General features: G+C 71.6%; 18 protein-coding genes and 1 tRNA gene. 11 read left to right on the forward strand and 8 right to left on the reverse strand.

Features of this window, described 5'->3' with window-relative positions:
• The first annotated feature begins 94 nt into the window (after positions 1 to 94).
• Positions 95 to 622 (forward strand): GNAT family N-acetyltransferase, encoded by a 528-nt coding sequence (locus tag ACFQVC_RS30475; RefSeq protein ID WP_381836603.1) that lies wholly within the window; start codon positions 95 to 97, stop codon positions 620 to 622.
• A 9-nt stretch (positions 623 to 631) separates the two neighbouring features.
• Entirely contained in the window at positions 632 to 2,026 is a 1,395-nt protein-coding gene (locus tag ACFQVC_RS30480; RefSeq protein ID WP_381836605.1) for an amino acid permease, read from the forward strand.
• On the opposite strand, the gene ACFQVC_RS30485 is transcribed toward ACFQVC_RS30480, so the two are convergent.
• Positions 1,998 to 4,040 (reverse strand): MDR family MFS transporter, encoded by a 2,043-nt coding sequence (locus tag ACFQVC_RS30485; RefSeq protein ID WP_381836607.1) that lies wholly within the window; start codon positions 4,038 to 4,040, stop codon positions 1,998 to 2,000. The two genes, ACFQVC_RS30480 and ACFQVC_RS30485, sit on opposite strands and share 29 nt — an antisense overlap.
• A 209-nt stretch (positions 4,041 to 4,249) precedes the next feature.
• Between ACFQVC_RS30485 and ACFQVC_RS30490 the strand changes: the two genes are divergently transcribed.
• Positions 4,250 to 5,323, forward strand: a complete 1,074-nt coding sequence (locus ACFQVC_RS30490; RefSeq protein WP_381836609.1) for a peptidoglycan-binding protein — start codon at positions 4,250 to 4,252, stop codon at positions 5,321 to 5,323.
• Positions 5,324 to 5,484: 161 nt separating this feature from the next.
• Here the strand turns inward: ACFQVC_RS30490 and ACFQVC_RS30495 are convergent, their stop codons facing one another.
• Together ACFQVC_RS30495 and ACFQVC_RS30500 are read right to left on the reverse strand one after the other, a co-directional pair.
• Complete coding sequence (locus ACFQVC_RS30495) at positions 5,485 to 6,162, reverse strand: HAD-IA family hydrolase (protein WP_381836611.1); 678 nt, start codon at positions 6,160 to 6,162, stop codon at positions 5,485 to 5,487.
• A gap of 464 nt (positions 6,163 to 6,626) precedes the next feature.
• Complete coding sequence (locus tag ACFQVC_RS30500) at positions 6,627 to 7,208, reverse strand: TMEM165/GDT1 family protein (protein WP_381836613.1); 582 nt, start codon at positions 7,206 to 7,208, stop codon at positions 6,627 to 6,629.
• A 472-nt stretch (positions 7,209 to 7,680) separates the two neighbouring features.
• Between ACFQVC_RS30500 and ACFQVC_RS30505 the strand changes: the two genes are divergently transcribed.
• From ACFQVC_RS30505 to ACFQVC_RS30520, 4 genes are all read left to right on the forward strand, one after another.
• On the forward strand, positions 7,681 to 8,364 hold the full coding sequence (locus tag ACFQVC_RS30505) for an HNH endonuclease family protein (protein ID WP_381836615.1): 684 nt from the start codon (positions 7,681 to 7,683) through the stop codon (positions 8,362 to 8,364).
• Positions 8,365 to 8,507: 143 nt separating this feature from the next.
• Positions 8,508 to 10,181, forward strand: coding sequence for an alkaline phosphatase D family protein (locus ACFQVC_RS30510; protein ID WP_381836837.1), 1,674 nt, complete (start codon positions 8,508 to 8,510; stop codon positions 10,179 to 10,181).
• Positions 10,182 to 10,490: 309 nt separating this feature from the next.
• Positions 10,491 to 12,407 carry an FAD/NAD(P)-binding protein gene (locus tag ACFQVC_RS30515; protein ID WP_381836617.1) on the forward strand — a complete coding sequence of 639 codons (1,917 nt, stop codon included), beginning with the start codon at positions 10,491 to 10,493 and terminating at the stop codon, positions 12,405 to 12,407.
• Positions 12,408 to 12,470: 63 nt separating this feature from the next.
• Positions 12,471 to 12,938: a DoxX family protein gene (locus ACFQVC_RS30520; RefSeq protein ID WP_381836619.1), complete on the forward strand. Its 468-nt coding sequence runs from the start codon at positions 12,471 to 12,473 to the stop codon at positions 12,936 to 12,938.
• Here ACFQVC_RS30520 and ACFQVC_RS30525 read toward each other — a convergent pair.
• Complete coding sequence (locus tag ACFQVC_RS30525) at positions 12,904 to 13,461, reverse strand: superoxide dismutase family protein (protein WP_381836621.1); 558 nt, start codon at positions 13,459 to 13,461, stop codon at positions 12,904 to 12,906. The genes ACFQVC_RS30520 and ACFQVC_RS30525 overlap by 35 nt on opposite strands.
• 229 nt (positions 13,462 to 13,690) lie before the next feature.
• On the opposite strand from ACFQVC_RS30525, the gene ACFQVC_RS30530 reads away from it, so the two are divergent.
• On the forward strand, positions 13,691 to 14,326 hold the full coding sequence (locus ACFQVC_RS30530; protein ID WP_381836623.1) for a DedA family protein: 636 nt from the start codon (positions 13,691 to 13,693) through the stop codon (positions 14,324 to 14,326).
• 92 nt (positions 14,327 to 14,418) lie between these two features.
• On the opposite strand, the gene ACFQVC_RS30535 is transcribed toward ACFQVC_RS30530, so the two are convergent.
• Positions 14,419 to 14,634 (reverse strand): DUF2277 domain-containing protein, encoded by a 216-nt coding sequence (locus tag ACFQVC_RS30535; protein ID WP_381836625.1) that lies wholly within the window; start codon positions 14,632 to 14,634, stop codon positions 14,419 to 14,421.
• Between the two features lie 118 nt (positions 14,635 to 14,752).
• On the opposite strand from ACFQVC_RS30535, the gene ACFQVC_RS30540 reads away from it, so the two are divergent.
• A complete protein-coding gene (locus tag ACFQVC_RS30540) occupies positions 14,753 to 15,100 on the forward strand; it encodes a hypothetical protein (protein ID WP_381836627.1) in 348 nt (115 codons plus the stop codon).
• Between the two features lie 337 nt (positions 15,101 to 15,437).
• On the opposite strand, the gene ACFQVC_RS30545 is transcribed toward ACFQVC_RS30540, so the two are convergent.
• Together ACFQVC_RS30545 and ACFQVC_RS30550 are read right to left on the reverse strand one after the other, a co-directional pair.
• Complete coding sequence (locus ACFQVC_RS30545; RefSeq protein WP_381836629.1) at positions 15,438 to 15,992, reverse strand: PadR family transcriptional regulator; 555 nt, start codon at positions 15,990 to 15,992, stop codon at positions 15,438 to 15,440.
• 223 nt (positions 15,993 to 16,215) lie between these two features.
• Complete coding sequence (locus tag ACFQVC_RS30550) at positions 16,216 to 18,315, reverse strand: oxidoreductase (protein ID WP_381836631.1); 2,100 nt, start codon at positions 18,313 to 18,315, stop codon at positions 16,216 to 16,218.
• A 248-nt stretch (positions 18,316 to 18,563) separates the two neighbouring features.
• Between ACFQVC_RS30550 and ACFQVC_RS30555 the strand changes: the two genes are divergently transcribed.
• Positions 18,564 to 18,845 carry a hypothetical protein gene (locus tag ACFQVC_RS30555; protein WP_381836633.1) on the forward strand — a complete coding sequence of 94 codons (282 nt, stop codon included), beginning with the start codon at positions 18,564 to 18,566 and terminating at the stop codon, positions 18,843 to 18,845.
• Positions 18,846 to 19,317: 472 nt separating this feature from the next.
• Here the strand turns inward: ACFQVC_RS30555 and ACFQVC_RS30560 are convergent.
• Positions 19,318 to 19,389 (reverse strand) — tRNA-Val (locus ACFQVC_RS30560).
• A gap of 191 nt (positions 19,390 to 19,580) precedes the next feature.
• Here ACFQVC_RS30560 and ACFQVC_RS30565 point away from each other — a divergent pair.
• A complete protein-coding gene (locus ACFQVC_RS30565) occupies positions 19,581 to 20,405 on the forward strand; it encodes a DUF4097 family beta strand repeat-containing protein (RefSeq protein WP_381836635.1) in 825 nt (274 codons plus the stop codon).
• Positions 20,406 to 20,521 lie beyond the last annotated feature (116 nt).

Consider the following 20,521-nt stretch of genomic DNA (forward strand, 5'->3'; position numbering starts at 1 on the left):
CCACGCGGCGCCACCGCAAACCGCCCCGGCACGCCCGCGGTCCCGGCGGATATCCGATTGCCGCCCGCCCCCGGCATCCCGCATGCTCGCCCGCATGAGCCCCTGGACCGTCGCGGCCGAACCGTACGACTCGCCCACCGCTGCGGCCCTGTGGCGGGCGTACTACACCGAGGTCAGCGACCGCTGGTACGAGCGCGAGTCCGGGCACGCGACGGACCCCGACGAGCTGGAGCGCGGCATCGCGTCACAGAGCGGCGCCGATCTCGCCCCGCCCACCGGCGTGCTCCTGGTCGCCCGGTACGAAGGGGTGGCGGCGGGGACCGCGGGAGTGCGGCTGCTCGACGGCGTACGGGCCGAGCTGACGCGGGTGTTTCTCCTGCCCGGCATGCGCGGCAAGGGCGGCGGCTCGGTGCTCATGCCGGCGGCGGAGCGGGCGGCACTCGGCTTCGGCGCCCGTGAGCTGGTGCTCGACACCCGCCATGACCTGACGGAGTCGCACGCGCTGTACGAGCGACACGGCTTCCGGCGGATCCCCGCGTACGCCGACACCGGCCCCTACAGCGAGCGCTGGTACGGCAAGCAGCTGTGCGGCGTGTTCGGCGAGGCTTCCCCGATGTATTAGACATAAGGGATGCAACAGGACAACAACGCCCATCTCGCGCACGGCCTCAAACAGCGCCACCTGTCCATGATTGCCCTCGGCGGGGTGATCGGCGCCGGCCTCTTCGTCGGCTCGGGCGCCGGCATCGCGGCCGCGGGCCCTTCGATCGTGATCGCGTATGTCCTCTCCGGGCTGCTCGTCATGCTGGTGATGCGCATGCTCGGTGAGATGTCGGCGGCGCATCCGGCGTCCGGTTCGTTCTCGGTGCACGCCGAGCGGGCCATCGGGCCGTGGGCGGGGTTCACGGTGGGATGGGTCTTCTGGGTGCTGCTCAGCGTCGGTGTGGGCGCCGAGGCGATCGGCGCCGCGGGCGTCATGACGGGCTGGTTCCCCTCGACGCCGGACTGGATGTGGGCCGCCCTGTTCATGGTGGTCTTCTGCGTCACCAACCTCACCGCCGTCGGCAACTTCGGTGAGTTCGAGTTCTGGTTCGCCACCCTGAAGGTCGTCGCGATCACGCTCTTCCTGGCCATCGGCGTCCTCGCCATCGCGGGCCTGCTCCCCGGCACCGACGCCCCCGGCACCGCCAACCTCACCGGCCACGGCGGCTTTCTGCCCAACGGCTTCGACGGCCTGATCGTCGGCCTGCTCACCTCCGTCTTCGCGTACGGCGGCCTGGAGACGGTGACCATCGCCGCGGCCGAGTCCGAGAACCCGGTGCAGGGTGTCGCCAAGGCCGTGCGGACGGCGATGTGGCGGATCGCGATCTTCTACATCGGCTCGATGGCGGTGATCGTGACGCTGGTGCCCTGGAACGACCCCGAGGTCAAGGAGAAGGGCCCCTATGTCGCCGTGCTCGACTATCTGCAGATCCCGGCAGCCGGCCGGATCATGGACGTCGTCGTCCTCATCGCCCTGCTCTCCGCGATGAACGCCAACATCTACGGCGCCTCGCGCATCGCCTACTCCCTCGCGGGCCGCGGCGAGGGCCCCGGCATCCTGCACCGCACCTGGGGCCGCGGGGTGCCGCGCGCCGCCGTCCTCGCCACGGCCTTCTTCGGCTTCGTGACGACGCTGCTCAGCTACTGGTGGCCGGACACCGTGTTCGCCTGGCTCCTGAACATCATCGGCGCGGCCTTCCTGGTCGTCTGGATCTTCATCGCGGTGGCGGAGCTGCGCACCCGGCGCCGCCTCGAGCGCGACGCCCCCGAGACGCTGGTGGTCCGCATGTGGCTGTTCCCGTTCCTGACCTGGGCGGCGCTCGCCGGGATGGCCGCCATCCTGGTCCTGATGGCGAAGGAGCCCGACACCCGGGTGCAGCTGATCTCGACCGGCGCCCTGACCGTCGCGCTCGCCCTCATCGGTTACGCACGTCAGCGCCGCACCCGCGGCGGGCTCAAGTCACCTGGTGCCCGGGCGAGTTGACCGTGCCGTTGTGCGGGCGCTCACCGTCGGAGCCGGACAGCTCGGCGCCCAGCTCGGCGACCAGCTCGCGCAGATCGGTGGGCCGCTCCGGGTCCCACCAGTCGCCGAGCAGTTCGGCGAGGGAGTCCTCACGCGCCGCGGCCAGCTTCTGCGCGGCTTCGGCGCCCTCGTCGGTCAGCAGCAGGCCGAGGCCCTCGCGCCGGGCCAGATGGCGCACCTCGACCTGCCGGGCCGCGGCCTGGATGACCTTCAACGGCACCTCGCTGGACTCCGCGAGCCGGGCGGGCTCGACGATGCCATGCCGCTTGATGCGCAGGAGCAGCCAGCTCGACGCGGGCAGCAGGTCGTAGCCCGCCGTCGCGGTGATCTTCTCGTAGAGGTCGCGGCGGCCCTCGCGGGAGCCGAGCACGGACAGGGCGCGCATCACCTCGTCACGGGACGAGCGCTCGACCGGGTTGCTCGCGACGGTCTCGCTCAGCTCCGGCGCGGTGACCGAGCCGCGCAGCGGGTCCTCCTTCAGGAACCAGGTCAGCACGAAGGCCAGGACGACGACCGGGGCGGCGTACAGGAAGACATCGGTGATGGAGGTCGAGTAGGCGTGCAGCGCCACCGGCCGCAGTTCGGGCGGCAGTTGGGCCATCGCCCGTGGATCGGCCTCCAGGGCCGCGGGCGTACCCGGAGGCACCTTGCCTGCGAGGGCGTCGGTGAGCTTGTCGTCGAGCCGGCTGGTGAAGATCGTGCCGAAGACCGCGACGCCGAAGGAGGCGCCGATGGAGCGGAAGAAGGTGGCGCCCGAGGTGGCGACGCCCAGGTCCTCGTACGAGACCGCGTTCTGCACGATCAGCACGAGAACCTGCATGACCAGGCCGAGTCCGAAGCCGAACACGAAGAAGTAGACGCTCATCTCCAGGTCACCGGTGGTCTCCTTCAGCTGGTGAAGGAGCAGCAGACCGATGGTGGTGACGGCGGTGCCGAGGACCGGGAACACCTTCCAGCGCCCGGTGCGGCTGACGATCTGCCCGGAGCCGGTGGAGGCGAGAAAGACACCGAGCACCATCGGCAGCATGTGGACACCCGACATGGTCGGTGACACACCCCGTACGACCTGAAGGAACGTCGGCAGATAGGTCATGCCGCCGAACATCGCGAAGCCGATCACAAAGCTGATCGCCGCGGACAGGGCGAAGGTGCGGATCTTGAACAGCTTCAGCGGAAGCACCGGCTCCGCGGCCCTGCGCTCCACCGCCACGAACGCCACGAGCAGCACCGCGCCGAGCACCGCCGTGCCGATCAGCTGCGCCGAGCCCCAGGCCCAGGTCTTGCCGCCGAGCGAGGCGACCAGGATCAGACAGGTGGCGACCGACGCGATCAGGAACGTGCCGAGGTAGTCGATGGTGTGCTTCTGCGAGCGGACCGGGATGTGCAGGGCCGCGGCGATGACGAGCAGCGCGACGACACCGATCGGCAGATTGACGTAGAACACCCAGCGCCACGACAGATGGTCCACGAAGAGCCCGCCGAGCAGGGGCCCGAGGACGCTCGTCGTACCGAAGACCGCGCCGAACAGACCCTGGTACTTGCCCCGTTCACGCGGCGGCACGATATCGCCGACGATCGCCATCGACAGCACCATCAGGCCGCCGCCGCCCAGTCCCTGCAGCGCCCGGAAACCGATCAGCTGCCCCATGCCCTGCGCCATGCCGCACAGTGCGGAGCCCACCAGGAAGATCACGATCGCGGTCTGGAAGAGCTTCTTGCGCCCGTACTGGTCGCCGAGCTTGCCCCACAGCGGGGTGGCCGCGGTGGCGGCGAGCATGTACGCCGTGACCACCCACGACAGATGGCTCATGCCGCCGAGGTCACTGACGATGGTCGGCAGCGCGGTCGCCACGATGGTCTGGTCGAGCGCGGCGATCAGCATGCCGAGCAGCAGCGCCCCGATGGAGACGAGCACCCCGCTCCTGGCCTGCCCGGCACCGGGCACGGCGGCCCGTTCGCTCACGTCCGTCGCCATCGACGCCTCCTCCTCAAGCCTCCGGGGGCCCGGTTGCCGGAGCTCGTCCTGGTGAGCCCGGCTCGGGCCGCTGGAGCTCGTTTCACCTTCCATCCTGGTCGGTATGGCCGGTTATGGCCTGTCGAGTGGCTCCCGAGGGCCCTGGGCTGGGCGGGTCAGGAGCTGCATAATCGCCGGGAGCCCGCGGGGCCGAGGGAGGGGGGCCACCAGTGAGCGCCCGGAAATGCCCGCAGTGCGGTACGCCCAGGAGCCCGGACGGCGGCCCGGCCTGCCCCTGCGGCCTGCGCGCTGCCGAGGCGGTACGCGACACCCGCTCCGCCGAGGCCGCGGCCGCGGAGGACTTCGATCCCCTGCGGATACGGCCCTACGTGTCACTCCCCGACTCCGACGAGCCGGACGACGGCCCGGTCGAAGAGCCGGACAGCGGCCCGGTCGACAAGCCGGACGACGATTCAGAGCACGGAACCGGAACAGGACCGGCCGACACCGATCAGCCACGGGTCTCCAGCCGACCGGCGGTTCACACCCGCCACGGCCGGGAGTCCACGGCGGCACCACGGCCGACACGGGATACGGCGCCGCAAGCCCCGCAATCAGCGCCGGAACAAGCGGCCGAACAAGCGGCGGGGCCGACGGCGGAACCAGTGCCGGAAGGAACGCCGGGGCCGGCGGCGCAACCAGTGCCGGAGCCGGATCCGGGGCCCCATCAAGACCGCCCCGGACGCCGCCGCACCCCCGCCCTGCTCACCGCGGCGGGCGCCGCCCTCGCGGTCGTCGTCGTCACCGTGGTGGCGACCGGCCTGTTCTCCTCGGACCCCGACCGCGAGCGCGCGCTGCCCGACCACCCGAGCACGGCACCGGCCAGCACGGCGGCGGCGACGGCGAGCCGGACCCCGACGCACTCCGCGTCCCCCAGGCGGGAGCCGTCCCCGTCCCGGGCGGCCGCGGCGCCCCCGTCGTCGACGAGATCGGCGCCGCCCACGAAGTCCGCGTCCGCGCCGCCGCCTCCGACGGCCGCCGCCACCGGCACGGTCAGCACCCCTTCAAGATCCGCGGCGCCGCCCGTCCTGCGGGAGGGCGACAAGGGCCCCGAGGTCCGCGAACTCCAGGAACGCCTCAGGCAGCTCTATCTCTACGGGGGGCCGGCGAACGGCCGGTACGACTTCCTGGTCACGGACGCGGTGACGCGCTACCAGTACGCGTCCCAGGTGGAGGGCGACGAGCGGGGCGTGTACGGTCCCGCGACGCGCAAGGCCCTGGAGTCGCAGACGAAGGAGCCATAGCCCCGCGGCTCCCCGGCCAGTTGCTCGTGCCGGGCCGGGTCCTCGTGCCGGGCCAGTTCCTCGTGCCGGGCCCGGCACCTCGTGCCGGGCCAGTTCCTCGTGCCGGGCCAGTTCCTCGTGCGGGGCTCCGGCTCCCGGTAAGGCCCTCGTAAACGTGAAGGTCAGACGGCCGAGGCGGCGATGTGGAGCCGCAGCGTGCCGTCACCGGCCGCCTCGACCCGGACCTGGCTGAGGTCGGTGACGTGCGCGGTGGGTGCGTACGCCGCCGCGCGCGGGCCGACGCCGATCACGCGCATGCCCGCGGCGCGGCCCGCCGCGACACCGGCCCCGGAGTCCTCGAAGACCACGCAGTCCGCGGGGTCGATGCCCAGCTCGGCGGCGCCCTTGAGGAAGCCCTCGGGGTCGGGCTTGCTGGCGCCGACGGACTCGGCGGTGATCCGGGTGAGCGGCATCCGCAGTTCCGCGGCGTTCATCCGGGCGGTGGCGAGGGCCAGGTCGGCGGAGGTGACCAGGGCGTGCGGCAGATCGCGGATGGCGTCCATGAACGCCGGGGCGCCGCCGACCGGGACGACACCCTCGACGTCGGCGGTCTCCTGGGCGAGCATCTCGCGGTTCTCGGCGTAGTTCTCCTCCATGGGCCGCTCCGGCAGCAGCACCGCCATGGAGGCGTAACCCTGCCGCCCGTGCACGACCTTGATGACCTCGTCGAAGTCCAGACCGTGCCGTTCGGACCAGCGGCGCCAGCAGCGCTCCACCACGGCGTCGGAGTTGACGATCGTGCCGTCCATGTCGAGAAGAAGGGCGCGTGCGGTCAGAACGGTGGCGGTGGTGGCCGTCATCGGGATGCTCCTGAACGGGGCGGAGGGAAACGCCGGACGAAAAACAGCGGCAGGCAGAACAGCGGCCGCAGGGAAGGCAGCGGCGGAAGAAACAAGGCGGTCCCGCCCGCCGGTCAGGGAAAACGGGCGAGGACCACTTTGTTCCTACACGATACAAAACCGGTCGGGCCCCGCGCCACCGGGTTGCCCGATTCCGGCCACGGCGGCTCCGGGCCGGGCCATGACACCGGGGCCCGCGACTCCGGACCGGGCCATGACACCGGGGCCCGCGACTCCGGACCGGGCCATGACACCGCGGCTCGCGACTCCGGACCGGCCCATGACACCGCGGCTCGCGACTCCGGACCGGGCCATGACACCGGGGCCCGCGACTCCGGACCGGGCCATGACACCGGGGCTCGCGACTCCGGACCGGCCCACGGCACCGCAGGTCACGGCTCCGGTCCGGCCCATGACACCGCAGGTCACGGCGCCACGGCCTCGTACAGACTGAATCCGGCGAGCGCCAGCATCACCACGGCCGCGATCTTGGTGATCAGCTTCAGCGGCACACGCTTCATCAGGGCCTGACCACCGACGATGCCGATTCCCGCCACGGCCCACAGGGCGAGCACGGCGCCGAGGCCGACGGAGACGGGGTCGTCGTACCTGGCGGCGAGGTTGGCCGTCATGATCTGCGTGAGATCACCGAACTCGGCGACCAGGATGAGCATGAAGCCGGCGCCCGAGACCTTCCAGAAGCTCTGGTTCTCGGGCTGCCTGATCTCCTCCTCGTCCTCGTCCTTCTTCATCAGCAGGACGAGCGCGCCGGCCAGGAAGAGCACGCCGGTGAGGGCCTGGACGAGACGGCTCGGCAGGAGCGTGAGGACACTGCCCGCCGCGATGGCGAGCGCGACGTGCACCGCGAAGGCGGCGGCGACACCGGCGAAGACATACGAGGCGCGGTAGCGGGTGCCGAGGACGAGCCCGGCGAGTGCGGTCTTGTCCGGGAGTTCGGCGAGGAAGACGACGCCGAAGACAAGCGCCGTGACGCTGAAGCTGATCAAGGTTCCTCAATCGGTCGGGCCGCCCCGCCGAGAGTTTCCTGCGTGGTTACGCATACGACCTCGGCACGGCAGCGCTCTGGTGCATGTACGACTGCGTACGCACATGCCTGGCACTGCTTGCCGAAGGTCTCGCTGGCGGTCCTGACGGACAGGACGGCCTCCGGGCGCCGGCTCAGGCGAGCTGAGCAGTATGTCGACGGTCCGGCGAAGAGCTACTCCCCTTCTGCGCCGTCCATCGTACGCGACCTTCTCCCCGGCAACTCCAGGGCCTTTCGTCCCGGTACGGAGTGAGCTGTACCACATATCCCCAACTCCCGGACGCCGGTGCCCTCATGACGATGCGACAGAACTCTTGATGTGTGCGCGCCATTGACGCGACCCTGTCACTTGGCGCTTACCCCACGGAAACCCCGGAGCGCCACCATGGCGTGGCCCGAAGCGGCCAATATCCCCCCACACACAGGGAGTTCGCATGTCAGGTGTCTACGCGCGTCGACGCTCCGCTCACCGCAGCACCCGTCCCAGCGGCCGTCGTATCGCCGTCCTCGCCTCGGCCGCGGGGCTGATATCGGCCACCGCGCTGCTCTCCGGCTCGCCCGCCCAGGCCGCCCCGCCCACCCCCGTCGACGCGGCCACCGCCCGTACCTACCTCGGCCAGCTCACCGAGCAGGCCGAGGGCTCGTCGGACGGCTACAGCCGGGAGAAGTTCCCGCACTGGAGCGCCCAGGAAGGCGCCTGCAACACCCGTGAGACCGTCCTCAAGCGGGACGGCAAGGACGTCGAGCAGGACTCCAGCTGCGCGGCGACCTCCGGCAGCTGGTTCTCGGAGTACGACGGCGAGACCTGGACCGCGGCCGCCGACGTGGACATCGACCACATCGTGCCGCTCGCCGAGGCCTGGCGCTCCGGCGCGAGCTCCTGGACCACGGACCAGCGCGAGGGCTTCGCCAACGACCTGACCCGGCCGCAGCTGATCGCGGTCACGGACAACGTCAACCAGGAGAAGGGCGACAAGGACCCGGCGGAGTGGCTGCCGCCGAAGTCCTCGTACAACTGCGTCTACGCCCGGATGTGGGTGGAGACCAAGCACCACTACGAGATGACGGTGGACTCCGCCGAGAAGAAGGCCCTCGAAGGCGTTCTGAACGGCTGCTGACCCGCCCTGACAGCTCCCCCGGCGGATACTCGGCGCGTCCCCCTGCGGGTCCCCGGCGGGTCCCTTCACGCCGAGGTTCGCGGAACCTCTCCGCTCTCCTCCGTCGTTCCGTACCGTACGGGGCGATGGAGGAGAGTGATCACATGGCCGGGCTGCGCCTTGGACCCCTGCTGAGATACGTCGACGGGTCGGCGGCGACCGTCTGGGTCGAGTCCGACCGGCCCGCCACCGCCGAGGTGCGCTGCGCCGACGGCTCGAAGGGCACAGTCCCCACCTTCCAGGTGGCCGGCCATCACTACGCACTGATCCCGGTCACCGGCCTCACGCCGGGCACGGAGACGGCGTACGAAGTACTGCTCGACGGCCATCGCGTCTGGCCCCTGGACGACTCGCCTTTCCCGCCGTCCACGATCCGCACCCCGGACGGGCCCGCCGAAGAGGTGCGGGTCTCCTTCGGCTCCTGCCGCTGGGCGATCTCGCCGACCGGTGAGCGCGACCCGATGGGGCCCGACGCCCTGGACACCCTGGCCGTGCGGCTCGCCGCGCAGCCGGAGGCCGAGCGCCCGGATGTCCTGGTCCTCCTGGGCGACCAGGTGTACGCGGACATGACCTCTCCCGCGACCCGGCAGTGGCTGGCCGCCCGCCGCGATCTGCGCGAGCCCCCGGGCGCACAGGTCGCGGACTACGAGGAGTACACCCGGCTCTACGACGAGTCCTGGCTCGACCCCGAAGTGCGCTGGCTGCTCTCCACCGTGCCCAGCTGCATGATCTTCGACGACCACGATGTGATCGACGACTGGAACACCAGCGCCGCCTGGGTCGCCGAGATGCGGGCCACGCCGTGGTGGCGCGAGCGAATCCTCAGCGGCCTGATGTCGTACTGGGTCTATCAGCACCTGGGCAATCTGCCGCCCGCCGAGATCGAGTCCGACCCCGTGTACGCCGCGGTGCGCGCGACCCCCGACGGCACCGACGCCCTGCGCACCTTCGCCGCCGCTGCCGACGAGGACCCGGCGACCTGCCGCTGGAGCTACCGCCGCGACTTCGGCCGGGTACGCCTGCTGATGGTCGACACCCGGGCGGCCCGGGTCCTGGAGGAGTCACGGCGCGCGATGCTCGACACGGCCGAGGAGCAGTGGCTGCGCGAGCAGGCCCTGGACGCGCCCGGCTCGTACGACCACCTCCTCATCGGCACCTCGCTGCCCTGGCTCCTGCCGCACCTCGTCCATGACGCCGAGGGCTGGAACGCGGCGCTCGCGCGCGGGGAGCGGGGCGCGCGCTGGGCCCGGTTCGCCGAGGACCTGCGCCGGCGCAGCGACCTGGAGCACTGGCCCGCCTTCCCGGCGTCGTTCGCGGCGCTCACCGATCTGATCGCCGAGGCGGGCAGCGGACCGCAGGCACCGGCCTCCGTGTGCGTGCTCTCCGGCGACGTCCACCACGCCTACATCGCCGAGCCCACCTGGCCCGGCACCGACGGCGCCGACGGCCCCGGCGCGGACGGCCCACGCCCCGACGCCCGGGTGCTGCAGCTGACCTGCTCCCCCATGCACAACTCCATCCATGTCGCGATAAAGCTGGGCTTCCGCTTCGGCTGGAGCCGCGCGGGCCGCGCACTCGGCCGCCGTTTCGCCCGCCACGGCCGCACGGCCCGCACGAAGGTCAACTGGCGCAGGACGGGCGGCCCCTGGTTCGGCAACCACCTGATGACCCTGACCCTGCGCGGACGCGCGGGCACGCTCCGCCTCGACCGGGCGCGTGCGGTGCGCGGCAAGGGCGGGCGTCTGGAGACGGTGCACGAGTCGGCCATCTCGGGGTGACGCGGACCCGGAGCGGGACGGCGGGCAGGGACGGCAGGCAGGGGTGGCGGGTCGCGGGCGGCGGAGGTCCGGCGGCGGGCGCGGGCGGGGCCGAGATCCCGCGGGCCACGGGGGACGGCTGCGAACAAACCACCATCACCCGCCCAAACACTGTGGCGTGATCCGGACCACACCGGCCTCCGATCTCCGCCCAGGTCTACGACACTTCTCCCTCCGACGGCATGATGAGGCGGACGATCCGCTTCCAGCACACCGGTAGCGGTGGTCACAGGAACCGCATACCGCTCATCCGCCCCGGGAGTTGCATCCTTGTCCGCGACTGCACATCTCTCCGTCGCCGTCGTCGGCGCAGGGCCCCGCGGTACCAGCGTCCTTGAGCGCCTGTGCGCCTCGGCCACCGAACTGCTGCCCGCGGACAGCCGGCTCACCGTGCACATGGTGGACCCGGCGCCGCCGGGTGCCGGACAGGTGTGGCGGACCGCGCAGTCCGGTGAGCTCCTGATGAACACGGTCGCCTCGCAGGTCACCCTGTTCACCGACCCCAGCGTCGACTGCGAGGGTCCGATACGGCAGGGGCCGAGCCTGTACGAATGGGCCGCCGCGCACACGAGTCCCGCCCTCGGCCCCGACGACTATCCGACCCGCGCCCTTTACGGCCGCTATCTGGAGTGGGTCTTCGCCGACACGGTCGGCCGCTCCCCCGAGTCGGTCCGGGTCGAGGTGCACCGGGCCCGCGCGGTCCGCCTGGCCGAGCCGAGCCCCGGCGGCCCCCAGTCCCTCAGCCTCTCCGACGGCACCGAACTCACCGGCCTCGGCGCCGTGGTGCTCGCCCAGGGCCATCTGCCGGCCGTCGGCTGCCCCGCACAGGAGCGGCTCGCCGCGCACGCCGAGCGGCATGCCCTGCACTACTTCCCGCCGGCCAACCCGGCCGACCTCGACCTCTCCCCGCTCGCACCCGGCACCCCCGTGCTCCTGCGCGGGCTCGGCCTCAACTTCTTCGACCACATGGCCCTGTTGACCGCGGGCCGCGGCGGCCGCTTCGTACCCGAGGGCACGGGGCTGCGCTATCTGCCGTCGGGCCGGGAGCCGAAGCTGTACGCGGGCTCGCGGCGCGGCGTCCCGTACCAGGCGCGCGGCGACAACGCGAAGGGCGCCTACGGCCGGCACGAGCCGCTCGTCCTGACCGACGCCGTGATCGAGGGATTCAGGAAGCGCGCCGGCGCCGGCGATCCGCCCGACTTCCTCGCGGAGATATGGCCGCTGGTCGCCAAGGAGGTCGAGACGGTCTATTACGAGGCGCTCCTGCGCTCCCGTGATCGGCGCGGGCCCCAGCGGAAGCCGGTCGCCGGATTCCGCGCGCGCTTCCTCGCCACCGCGCACCGCGATCCCCAAGAGGCGGACATCCTGGACGAGTTCGGGGTGCCCGCGGCGGAGCGCTGGTCCTGGGACCGGACCTCGCGCCCGTACGGCGGTATCGCCTTCACCGGGCCCGCCGGCTTCCGCTCCTGGCTCATCCGGCATCTGCGCGAGGACGCCGCGCAGGCGGCGCTCGGCAATGTCGCGGGTCCCGCCAAGGCCGCCCTCGACGTGCTGCGCGATCTGCGCAACGAACTGCGGAAGATCGTGGACCACGGCGGCCTCACCGGCAGCTCACGGCGCGAGCATCTCGACCGCTGGTACACCCCCCTGAACGCCTTCCTCTCCATCGGACCGCCGCGGCGCCGTATCGAGGAGATGACGGCCCTGCTCGAAGCGGGAGTGCTCGAAGTGGTCGGGCCGCGGATGGAGGTTCGGGCCGACGAAGGGGCCTATACGGCGCACTCGCCCGACGTGCCGGGTTCCACGGTGCGCGCGAGCGCGCTGATCGAGGCACGGCTGCCGGAACCCGATCTGCGGCGCACCGCCGACGAACTGCTCGCGCGCCTGCTCAAGACCGGCCAGTGCCGGCCGCATGTCGTCGACGGTTACGAGACGGGCGGGCTCGATGTGACACCGCGTCCGTACCGGCTCATCAACCGCCGGAGCCGGCCGCACCCCAGGCGGTTCGCGCTCGGCGTGCCCACCGAGGGAGTGCACTGGGTGACCGCGGCCGGGGCCAGGCCCGGGGTCGATTCGGTGACGCTCTCGGACGCCGACGCGGTGGCGCGGGCCGTCCTGCGCACCGCGTCCGGCACGGCCGCGGAGGCCGGGGACAGACAGAATGTTGAACTTGCAAGCATTGATTAGGTGCGCCTAACCTAGGGCCTCCGATCGGTTACGTCCCCAACCGACCCCCACAAGGAGCCCCCCATGACTGGACGTCTCAATAGCGCCCAGCCCTATGCAATCGGCTTGTTCCGTATCGTCGTCGGCCTGCTCTTCGCCTGCCACGGCGCCGCCTCGCTCTTCGGCGTACTCGGTGGCGCGATGGGCGGCGGCACCGTCGAGACCGGGGCCTGGCCCGCCTGGTACGCGGCCGTGATCCAGCTCGTCGGCGGCGGCCTGGTCCTGATCGGCCTCGGCACCCGCTTCGCCGCGTTCATCGCCTCCGGCTCGATGGCCTACGCCTACTTCAAGGTCCACCAGCCCGAGGCCCTGTGGCCGATGGAGAACAGCGGCGAGGCGTCCGCGATGTTCTGCTGGGCCTTCCTGCTCCTGGTCTTCACCGGCTCCGGCGCCTTCGGTCTCGACCGGCTGTTCAGCCGTGGCGAGAGCCAGGGCACGCCCTCGACGGTCGCCGACCTCAAGCCCGCGGAAGCGAGCCGAACGGCACTGTGAAGCACGCGAGTCGGTCGCCTGCACCGCCCGGTGCGCGGTGCAGGACGACCGAGGCCGCCTCACCCCGGCGGAACGACCAGCTGTGCTCGGACCTGGCCGTCGCCGCGCCATCGGCGTCGGCCTCGAAGTCGAGCCAGACCTCGTTCTCGGGGTTGAGGTAGGCCGGGTTCTTCGACGGCTGCACCGGGTCCTTGCGGTGCTGGTAGTGACCGCCGGCGTCCTCCGGCTTCGCGCCGCACGGCTTCTGGTGCACATGCACGCCGTACTTGTGACCCGCCTTCATCCCCTTCACCCGCAGGGCGACCGTGGTGCCGCCCTCGTCGCCGCGCTGCTCCACCTCGATATGGGAGGCCGCGGGCACCAGGTCCATGTCGTACGTCTTGGCCTCCGAGGGAATGAAGGCCGTCGGCGGCGCGAAGTCCGCCTCCGCCCGCATCCAGTAGCAGTCCCGAGCGCCCATGGGGCCGCCGCCCGCCGCCAGCACCGCGGCCGCGCTCACCGCGGCGAGCATCCCTGCCACCATCGCCCTGCTCCCGTCCTTCGTCGTCCCCTTCCTTTGTTGGTACGGGACTCCGGCGCCGCCCGCCGCCCCGGACGCGGCACCCGGGTGAACGTGCGGCGCCAGGCACCCCTGACCCCGTGGAACTCCGCCGTCCCTCCAGGCGTACGCTGTACAGCTGTCATTCAGGCCGCCCCTGCCGCTCCACCGCGACGTCGCGGCGCGGAGCTCTGTTCATTTCAGGGGAGTTCGGGTGCTCGAGAGTGTGGGGTCGCTGACCGGCAGCCCATGGATCTACGCCGTCGTGGCGCTGTCCGTCGCCTTCGACGTGTTCCTGCCGGTCCTGCCCAGCGGCCTCCTGGTGATCACCGCGGCCACCGCCGCCGCGGCCGGCACGGGCGCCGCGGGCGCGGCCGCCGACGCCGCTGCGGACCGGATGGCCCACCAGGTGCCGGATCTGCTGATGCTCGGGGCGTGTGCGGCGGCGGCCTCCGTCCTCGGCGACCTGGTCGCCTACCGCCTCGCCTGGCGCGGCGGCGAACGCCTCGACCGGGCCATCGCCCGCTCACGCCGCCTCACCTCCGCGCAGGAACGTCTCGGCACCGCGCTCGCCAAGGGCGGCGGCATCCTCGTCGTCATCGCCCGGTTCGCCCCGGCCGGGCGCTCGGTCGTCTCCCTGGGCGCGGGCGCGGCCCATCGCACCGTCCGCGAATTCCTGCCGTGGTCCCTGCTCGCGGGTGTGGCCTGGGCCGGCTACAGCGTCGGCCTCGGCTACTTCGGAGGCCAGTGGCTGGGCGCGACCTGGCTGGCCACGGGGGTGTCGCTCGCGGCGTTGTTCCTCGCCGGGGTGGGGGCGGCGTACTTGATGCGGCGCCCCGCGCACTCCTGAGTTCTGCCGTACGGGGTCACTGCCGCCGCCTGCTGTACGGGGCCAATCCATACGGGCCACCGCCCGGGGTCACTGCCGCCTGCTGCACGGGGTCACTGGCGTCCGCGTACCACGAGGCCTTCCAGCAGGTTGCGCGTGGCCTCGGCGACCGCATCGACCGCCTCGTCGAACACCTCACGGTTGTGCGCGGCCGGCGCCCGGAAGCCGGACACTTTGCGGACGTACTGCAGCGCCGCCGCGCGGATCTCGTCCTCGGTGGCGTCCTCGGGGATCGCGGGCGGGCGCAGGGTCTTGATGCTTCGGCACATGTCCCCAGTCTGGCCCCGCCCGTGAACCGTTGTCTCGCACACGAAGGCACACACGTTCGTGTGAGTCCCACCCGCTGACCCTCGCCCTGGAAAATCGAACAGGCGTAGCATTGCGGTTGTGGCTGAGACCTATGAATTCCCCGATGACCTCCTCGCGGGGCAGGAGGAGCTGCACCAGGTCAGGGCCGAGCTCCTCGCCCTGCTCAAGCGACTGCCCTGGTCCGTCGCGCCCCTCGACGGCTTCAGTGACACGGGCGGCTGGCGCAAGGTCGAGCGCCCGGCGTCACCGGGCTGGAGCCCGGACGAACAGGCGGAGGTGGAGAAACTGCGCCAGCGGGAGCGGGAGTTGGCGGTGTTCGTCACCTGCCACCGCTTCTGGCGGGAGTTCACGGGACCCGATGTGGTCGACACCCGGATGCGCCTCAAGCATGCGCATGAGCCGGGGCCGGCACCCGGGGACGGCTGACACTCCGGGCTCGCGCCACGGGTCAGGGGGGGCGGACTCGATACGCGTCGGGCACGGGATTGGTGGCTCGGGGCGGGCGGGGTCAGCGGCCGGTGCGGTTCGTCGCGTCCCAAAGGGGCGCGGGGAACCGCGCGACCGGCCACGACGCACCCGCAGGTGCATACCGGACTCCCCGCGGAGCGCTTAGCGGAGGGGCGGCGGCCTTCCCCCGAGCCGCTCAGCGCGCGTCAGGCGCGGGATCGGAGCAGGCCACGAGCCGGGAGCAGGCGCGAGCCGGGCACGGTACGCGTCAGGCGCGGGGCGGGCGGGGGCGGCGGCCGTCCCCCGCTGGCGTGCGTCAGGCACCGGGCTCCGAGTCCGCCTCCGGCATCCCGGCCAGCGCCTCCTCGATCCACCCGATCCAGAACGTCTCGAGCTCGATCCCGCCCCGCAGCACCAGATGCCGCAGCCGGTCCTGCGCCCCGTCCCGCGCGCCCGCCGGGAAGTCCCGCTCCTCGATCTCCTCGTATTCCTTCAACTGCGCCTGATGGAGGGCGAGATGACGGCTCAGCTCGACCCCGAGGCCCCCGGGCCCGACCACGGCGGCCGCCCGCATCCGCAGCAGCAGCGGATCGCGGATCGGCTTCGGGTCCTCCGCCCGGTCCACCCAGGCGGCGAGCTCGGCGCGGCCCGCGGGCAGCACCTCGTACTCCTTCTTCTGCCCCCGGGTCGGCTGCGGCGACGGCAGCGCCCGGATCAGGCCGCCCTCTTCGAGCTTCCCGAGCTCGCGATAGATCTGCTGGTGCGTCGCCGACCAGAAGTAGCCGATCGACTTGTCGAACCTGCGGGTCAGCGCGAGCCCGGACGAGGGCTTTTCGAGCAGCGCGGTCAGGATGGCGTGCGGCAGGGACATGCCCGCATCCTAGGCACGCTCATCCACCGCACCGCCCGGCCTCCCGCCCGGCCTTGGGCCCGGCACCGGCCCGGACCCCGGCCGAGTCTCCGCCCGATCGCCCGACAGGAACCCCGCCCGATCGCCCGGCCCGGCCCCCGTCCGATCGCCCGCTCAGAGGGCCGCCCCCACCCAGATGCCGCCCCCACCGCGAGGGCCGCCCCACCCCGAGGGTCGCCCCCGCTCAGAGGGCCGCCGCCAGCTCGGTGCCCTGCTTGATCGCCCGCTTCGCGTCCAGTTCGGCGGCGACGTCCGCGCCCCCGATGACATGCACCGTCTCCTGGCTCTGCCCGGCGGCGAGCAGCGCGTCGTACAGCTCGCGGCGCGGCTCCTGTCCGGCGCACAGCACCACCGTGTCCACCTCGAGCAGCTCGGTGCGGCCGTCGACGCCGATATGCAGACCCGCGTCGTCGATCCGCTCGTAGCTGACCCCGGCCACCATCGTCACGCCGCGGTGGCGCAGCTCGGTGCGGTGGATCCAGCCCGTGGTCTTGCCGAGACCGGCGCCGACCTTGCTGGTCTTGCGCTGCAGCAGATGCACCTGCCGCGGCGGCACGGGCCGCTCGGGCGCGATCAGACCGCCGCGCTCCCGGTAGTCCATGTCGACACCCCACTGCCGGAAGTACGTCGCCGGGTCCAGGCTGGCCTTCTCCCCGCCGTCGGTGAGGAACTCCGCGACATCGAAGCCGATACCCCCGGCGCCGACGATCGCGACCCGCTCCCCCACGTCCGCGCGGCCCTGCAGCACCTCGATATAGCTGACCACCCGCGGGTGGTCGACACCCGGGATCTCGGGGGTGCGCGGGCTGACACCAGTGGCGAGCACGACCTCGTCGTACGTCCCGCCGTACGCCCCGCCGGCCAGCTGTCCGGCGTCGACGCGGGTGCTCAACCGCAGCTCCACGCCCCGCAGTTCGAGCTGCGTGCGGAAGTAGCGGATCGTCTCGTCGAACTCCTCCTTGCCGGGGACCCTGCGCGCCAGGTTGAGCTGCCCGCCGACCTGGTCTGCGGCGTCGAAGAGCGTGACGCCGTGCCCGCGTTCGGCGGCGGAGACGGCGAAGGCCATCCCGGCCGGCCCGGCGCCGACGACGGCGATGCGCTTGCGCCGCCGTATCTCCGTGATGGGTTCGAGGACCAGCTCGGTCTCGTGGCAGGCACGCGGATTCACCAGGCAGGAGGTGATCTGCAGATTGAAGGTGTGGTCGAGGCAGGCCTGGTTGCAGCCGATGCAGGTGTTGATGGTGTCGGCGCGGCCCTGCTCCGCCTTGGCGACGAACTCCGGGTCGGCGAGGAAGGGCCGGGCGAGGGAGACCAGATCGGCATGGCCGTCGGCGAGCAACTGCTCGGCGATCTCAGGGGTGTTGATGCGATTGCTGGTCACGAGCGGCACGGACACCGCGCCCATGACCTTCTTCGTCACCCAGGCGTACGCACCGCGCGGCACCGAGGTCGCGATGGTGGGGATACGCGCCTCGTGCCAGCCGATACCGGTGTTGATGATGGTGGCGCCGGCGGCCTCGATCTCCTTGGCGAGCGCCACGACTTCGTCGAGCGTGGAGCCACCGGGCATCAGGTCCAGCATGGAGAGCCGGTAGATCAGGATGAAGTCGTCGCCGACCCGCTCCCGCGTGCGCCGCACGATCTCGATCGGGAAGCGGACCCGGTTCTCGTAGGCGCCACCCCAGCGGTCGGTCCGCTGATTGGTCGCGGCGGCGATGAACTCATTGATCAAGTACCCCTCGGAGCCCATGATCTCGACACCGTCGTACCCGGCGGACTTGGCGAGCTCGGCGGCCCGCACGAAGTCCTCGACGGTCTGCTCGACCTGCTCGTCGGTCAGCTCATTGGGCACGAAGGGGCTGATCGGCGCCTGGATCGCACTCGGCGCCACCAGGCCCTCGTGATAGGCGTACCGCCCGAAGTGCAGGATCTGCATCGCGATCCGCCCGCCGGCCCGGTGCACCGCGTCGGTCACCACGCGGTGCTGCTCGACCTCGTCCGAAGTGGTGAGCTTGGCGCCGCCCTCCCAGGGCCGCCCCTCCTCGTTGGGCGCGATACCGCCGGTGACGATCAGCCCGGCACCGCCACGGGCCCGCTCCGCGTAGAAGGCCGCCATCCGCTCGAAGCCGCGCTCGGCCTCTTCGAGCCCGATATGCATCGACCCCATGATCACGCGGTTGGGCAGCGTGGTGAAGCCCAGATCGAGCGGGCTCATCAGCCGCGGATACGGACTTGAGCTTGAGCTCGGGCTCGTGCGCCGGCTCTGGCTCTGGCTCTGGCTCATCGGGGGGCCTCCTGGCACGGGCGTCGTCCCGTTCGTTGTCGTCCCGTTTGTTGTAGCCCACCCCAACCTCATTGTGCAACAAGTTGCAAAAGAGGCATCCGTCACGCCGCGTGGCCCACGACCATGAGGGCAGCGGCGACCACGAGGCCATTTCGGTGATCACGGAAGCCATACGGGTGACTCTGCGTTACCTCACTCCTGGTGATGGACATGCCCGTTGCACAGTCCCCAGCACCAAGGAGTTCGTCATGATGCGTCCCCGAATTGCCGCCGCAGCCGGAGCTGTTGCCGCCGCGCTCATCCTCTTCGGCGCCCCGGCCGCAGCCGCCGACGACGGCCCCCTCGTCAAGTCCAGGAACCAGGCAGGCATCAACATCGGCGGCCTCCTTGACGCCGGAGCATCAAGCACGTCCACCACCGGCGGCCCGGAGGGCCCGACCAAGACGAACACCGCGGGCATCAACGTCGACACGGAAGCGGACGTGGCCGTGGACTTCGACCTGCTCGCCGACCTCGGGGTAAGCCTCTGACCCCTGCCCCTGAAGAGACCGAGGGCCCCACACAGCCCCCGGACACGAGAACGGCCCTCCGGAGATCACCCCGGAGGGCCGTTTCACTGGGCCACCCCGCCCCGCCCCGCTTCGCAGGCCTGGTGGGCGCGGACGGTTCCGAACCGCCGACCTTCGCCTTGCGGGGCTCTGGAAGAAGCCGGGCGGCGACTCCAGCGCGCGGTCGTCGACGTCGTCAAGGACCTCCAAGCACCCGCCCGGACACCGCAGGTGACGACGAGCCTGTGTCCGGCGCGCAAGGGGAGCCGCGCCACCCTCGTCCCGTCGAGCACTCCAGGTGCGTGATGCCCCAGAGGTCGGCCTCTCAATCAAGGCGCTCGAAGCAAGATCACTGGGGATTGTGGACTCTATGTGGACTCCGGGCATGAAGACGGCCCCTCGAAGATCACTCCGAGGGGCCGAATCACTACGCTGACCTGCTGTCCAGGCCTAGTGGGCGCGGACGGTTTCGAACCGCCGACATTCGCCTTGTAAGGGCGACGCTCTACCCCTGAGCTACGCGCCCGTGAATGCCCGGACAGCCTACCCTGCCGGGGGCACTGCCTCGCAAACCTGTATGGGCGGCCGGGGTGGGGGTGTCCCGGGGGTTATCCCCACCGCGGATCCGGTGGCCGCCCGGATGCCCTGGGCGTACACGGATCCATACGGTCGTGGAGAACTCGGCACAGCAGCCGAACCGCCCCGGGGGAGCCCGTCGTGACCGCCCGCACCGCAACTCCCGCACGACGTCCCGTATCGCGTCCCGTACCGCGTACTCGACGCCGTCGCGCGTTGATTGCCGTGGGCGGGGTCGTCGCCCTCACCGTGTTCGTGGGCGGGTGCGGCGCGAGCGCCGGGGAGGACGACGACCCGGAGCAGCGGTCCTTCGCCCTGCAGGGGCGGACGTTGACCGTCGACTCGGACGACTCCGCCCTCGACGTGGTGGCCGCGGACGTCGACCGTGTCCGGGTCACCCGCTGGTTCAAGGGGCAGACGGTGCTCGGCGAGGATCCCGAGGTCACCTGGAGCATGAGCGGGGACGACACCCTGCGGCTGCGGGTCCGATGCGACGGGTTCGTCAGTGACTGCGCCGCCCGGCACAAGATCGAAGTGCCGCGCGACGTGGCCGTGCGGGTGTCCACCGAGGACGGACGGGTGACGGCGAGCGGCTTCCGTACCGCCTTGAAGATCCATTCCGATGACGGCCGGGTGACCGTCGAGGACACCTCCGGGCCGCTCGACCTGGGCAGCAAGGACGGCGCGGTCGAGGCGCGTGGCGTCGCGTCCAAGGAGATCGAGGCCCGTTCCGACGACGGCCGGGTGCGGCTCGGCCTCACCTCGGTGCCCGACCGGGTCGAGGCGGTCAGCCGGGACGGCTCGGTCCTGATCGACCTGCCGGACGCCTCTGCCGGGTACAAAGTGACGGCCGATTCGAACGACGGCTCCGTGGACGTCGGTGTGCCGCGTGACGAACACAGCGCCAACGCGGTCACCGCGCACAGCGATGACGGGAGTGTGCGGGTGCGGAGCGCCGGCTCGTGACCGTGTGAGGGGGCACCCATCGGGGGCACCCATCGCGGGAAGGGGCCACCCCTATGTCTGCGTAAGCGCGAACTAAACGGCCCGTGTGTTCGTCTTCAACCGGTGGGACAATGGCA

It is taken from the genome of Streptomyces monticola, from assembly GCF_042665355.1.
Classification (GTDB): Bacteria; Actinomycetota; Actinomycetes; order Streptomycetales; family Streptomycetaceae; genus Streptomyces; species Streptomyces monticola.

Bases quoted from the DNA above. Each gene is read 5' to 3' on its own strand.
- ACFQVC_RS30475 (WP_381836603.1), top strand. From the start codon at position 95: ATGAGCCCCTGGACCGTCGCGGCCGAACCGTACGACTCGCCCACCGCT.
- ACFQVC_RS30480 (WP_381836605.1), top strand. From the start codon at position 632: ATGCAACAGGACAACAACGCCCATCTCGCGCACGGCCTCAAACAGCGC.
- ACFQVC_RS30485 (WP_381836607.1), bottom strand. From the start codon at position 4,040: ATGGCGACGGACGTGAGCGAACGGGCCGCCGTGCCCGGTGCCGGGCAG.
- ACFQVC_RS30495 (WP_381836611.1), bottom strand. From the start codon at position 6,162: ATGACGGCCACCACCGCCACCGTTCTGACCGCACGCGCCCTTCTTCTC.
- ACFQVC_RS30505 (WP_381836615.1), top strand. From the start codon at position 7,681: ATGTCAGGTGTCTACGCGCGTCGACGCTCCGCTCACCGCAGCACCCGT.
- ACFQVC_RS30510 (WP_381836837.1), top strand. From the start codon at position 8,508: ATGGCCGGGCTGCGCCTTGGACCCCTGCTGAGATACGTCGACGGGTCG.
- ACFQVC_RS30520 (WP_381836619.1), top strand. From the start codon at position 12,471: ATGACTGGACGTCTCAATAGCGCCCAGCCCTATGCAATCGGCTTGTTC.
- ACFQVC_RS30525 (WP_381836621.1), bottom strand. From the start codon at position 13,461: ATGGTGGCAGGGATGCTCGCCGCGGTGAGCGCGGCCGCGGTGCTGGCG.
- ACFQVC_RS30535 (WP_381836625.1), bottom strand. From the start codon at position 14,634: ATGTGCCGAAGCATCAAGACCCTGCGCCCGCCCGCGATCCCCGAGGAC.
- ACFQVC_RS30545 (WP_381836629.1), bottom strand. From the start codon at position 15,992: ATGTCCCTGCCGCACGCCATCCTGACCGCGCTGCTCGAAAAGCCCTCG.
- ACFQVC_RS30550 (WP_381836631.1), bottom strand. From the start codon at position 18,315: ATGAGCCAGAGCCAGAGCCAGAGCCGGCGCACGAGCCCGAGCTCAAGC.
- ACFQVC_RS30555 (WP_381836633.1), top strand. From the start codon at position 18,564: ATGATGCGTCCCCGAATTGCCGCCGCAGCCGGAGCTGTTGCCGCCGCG.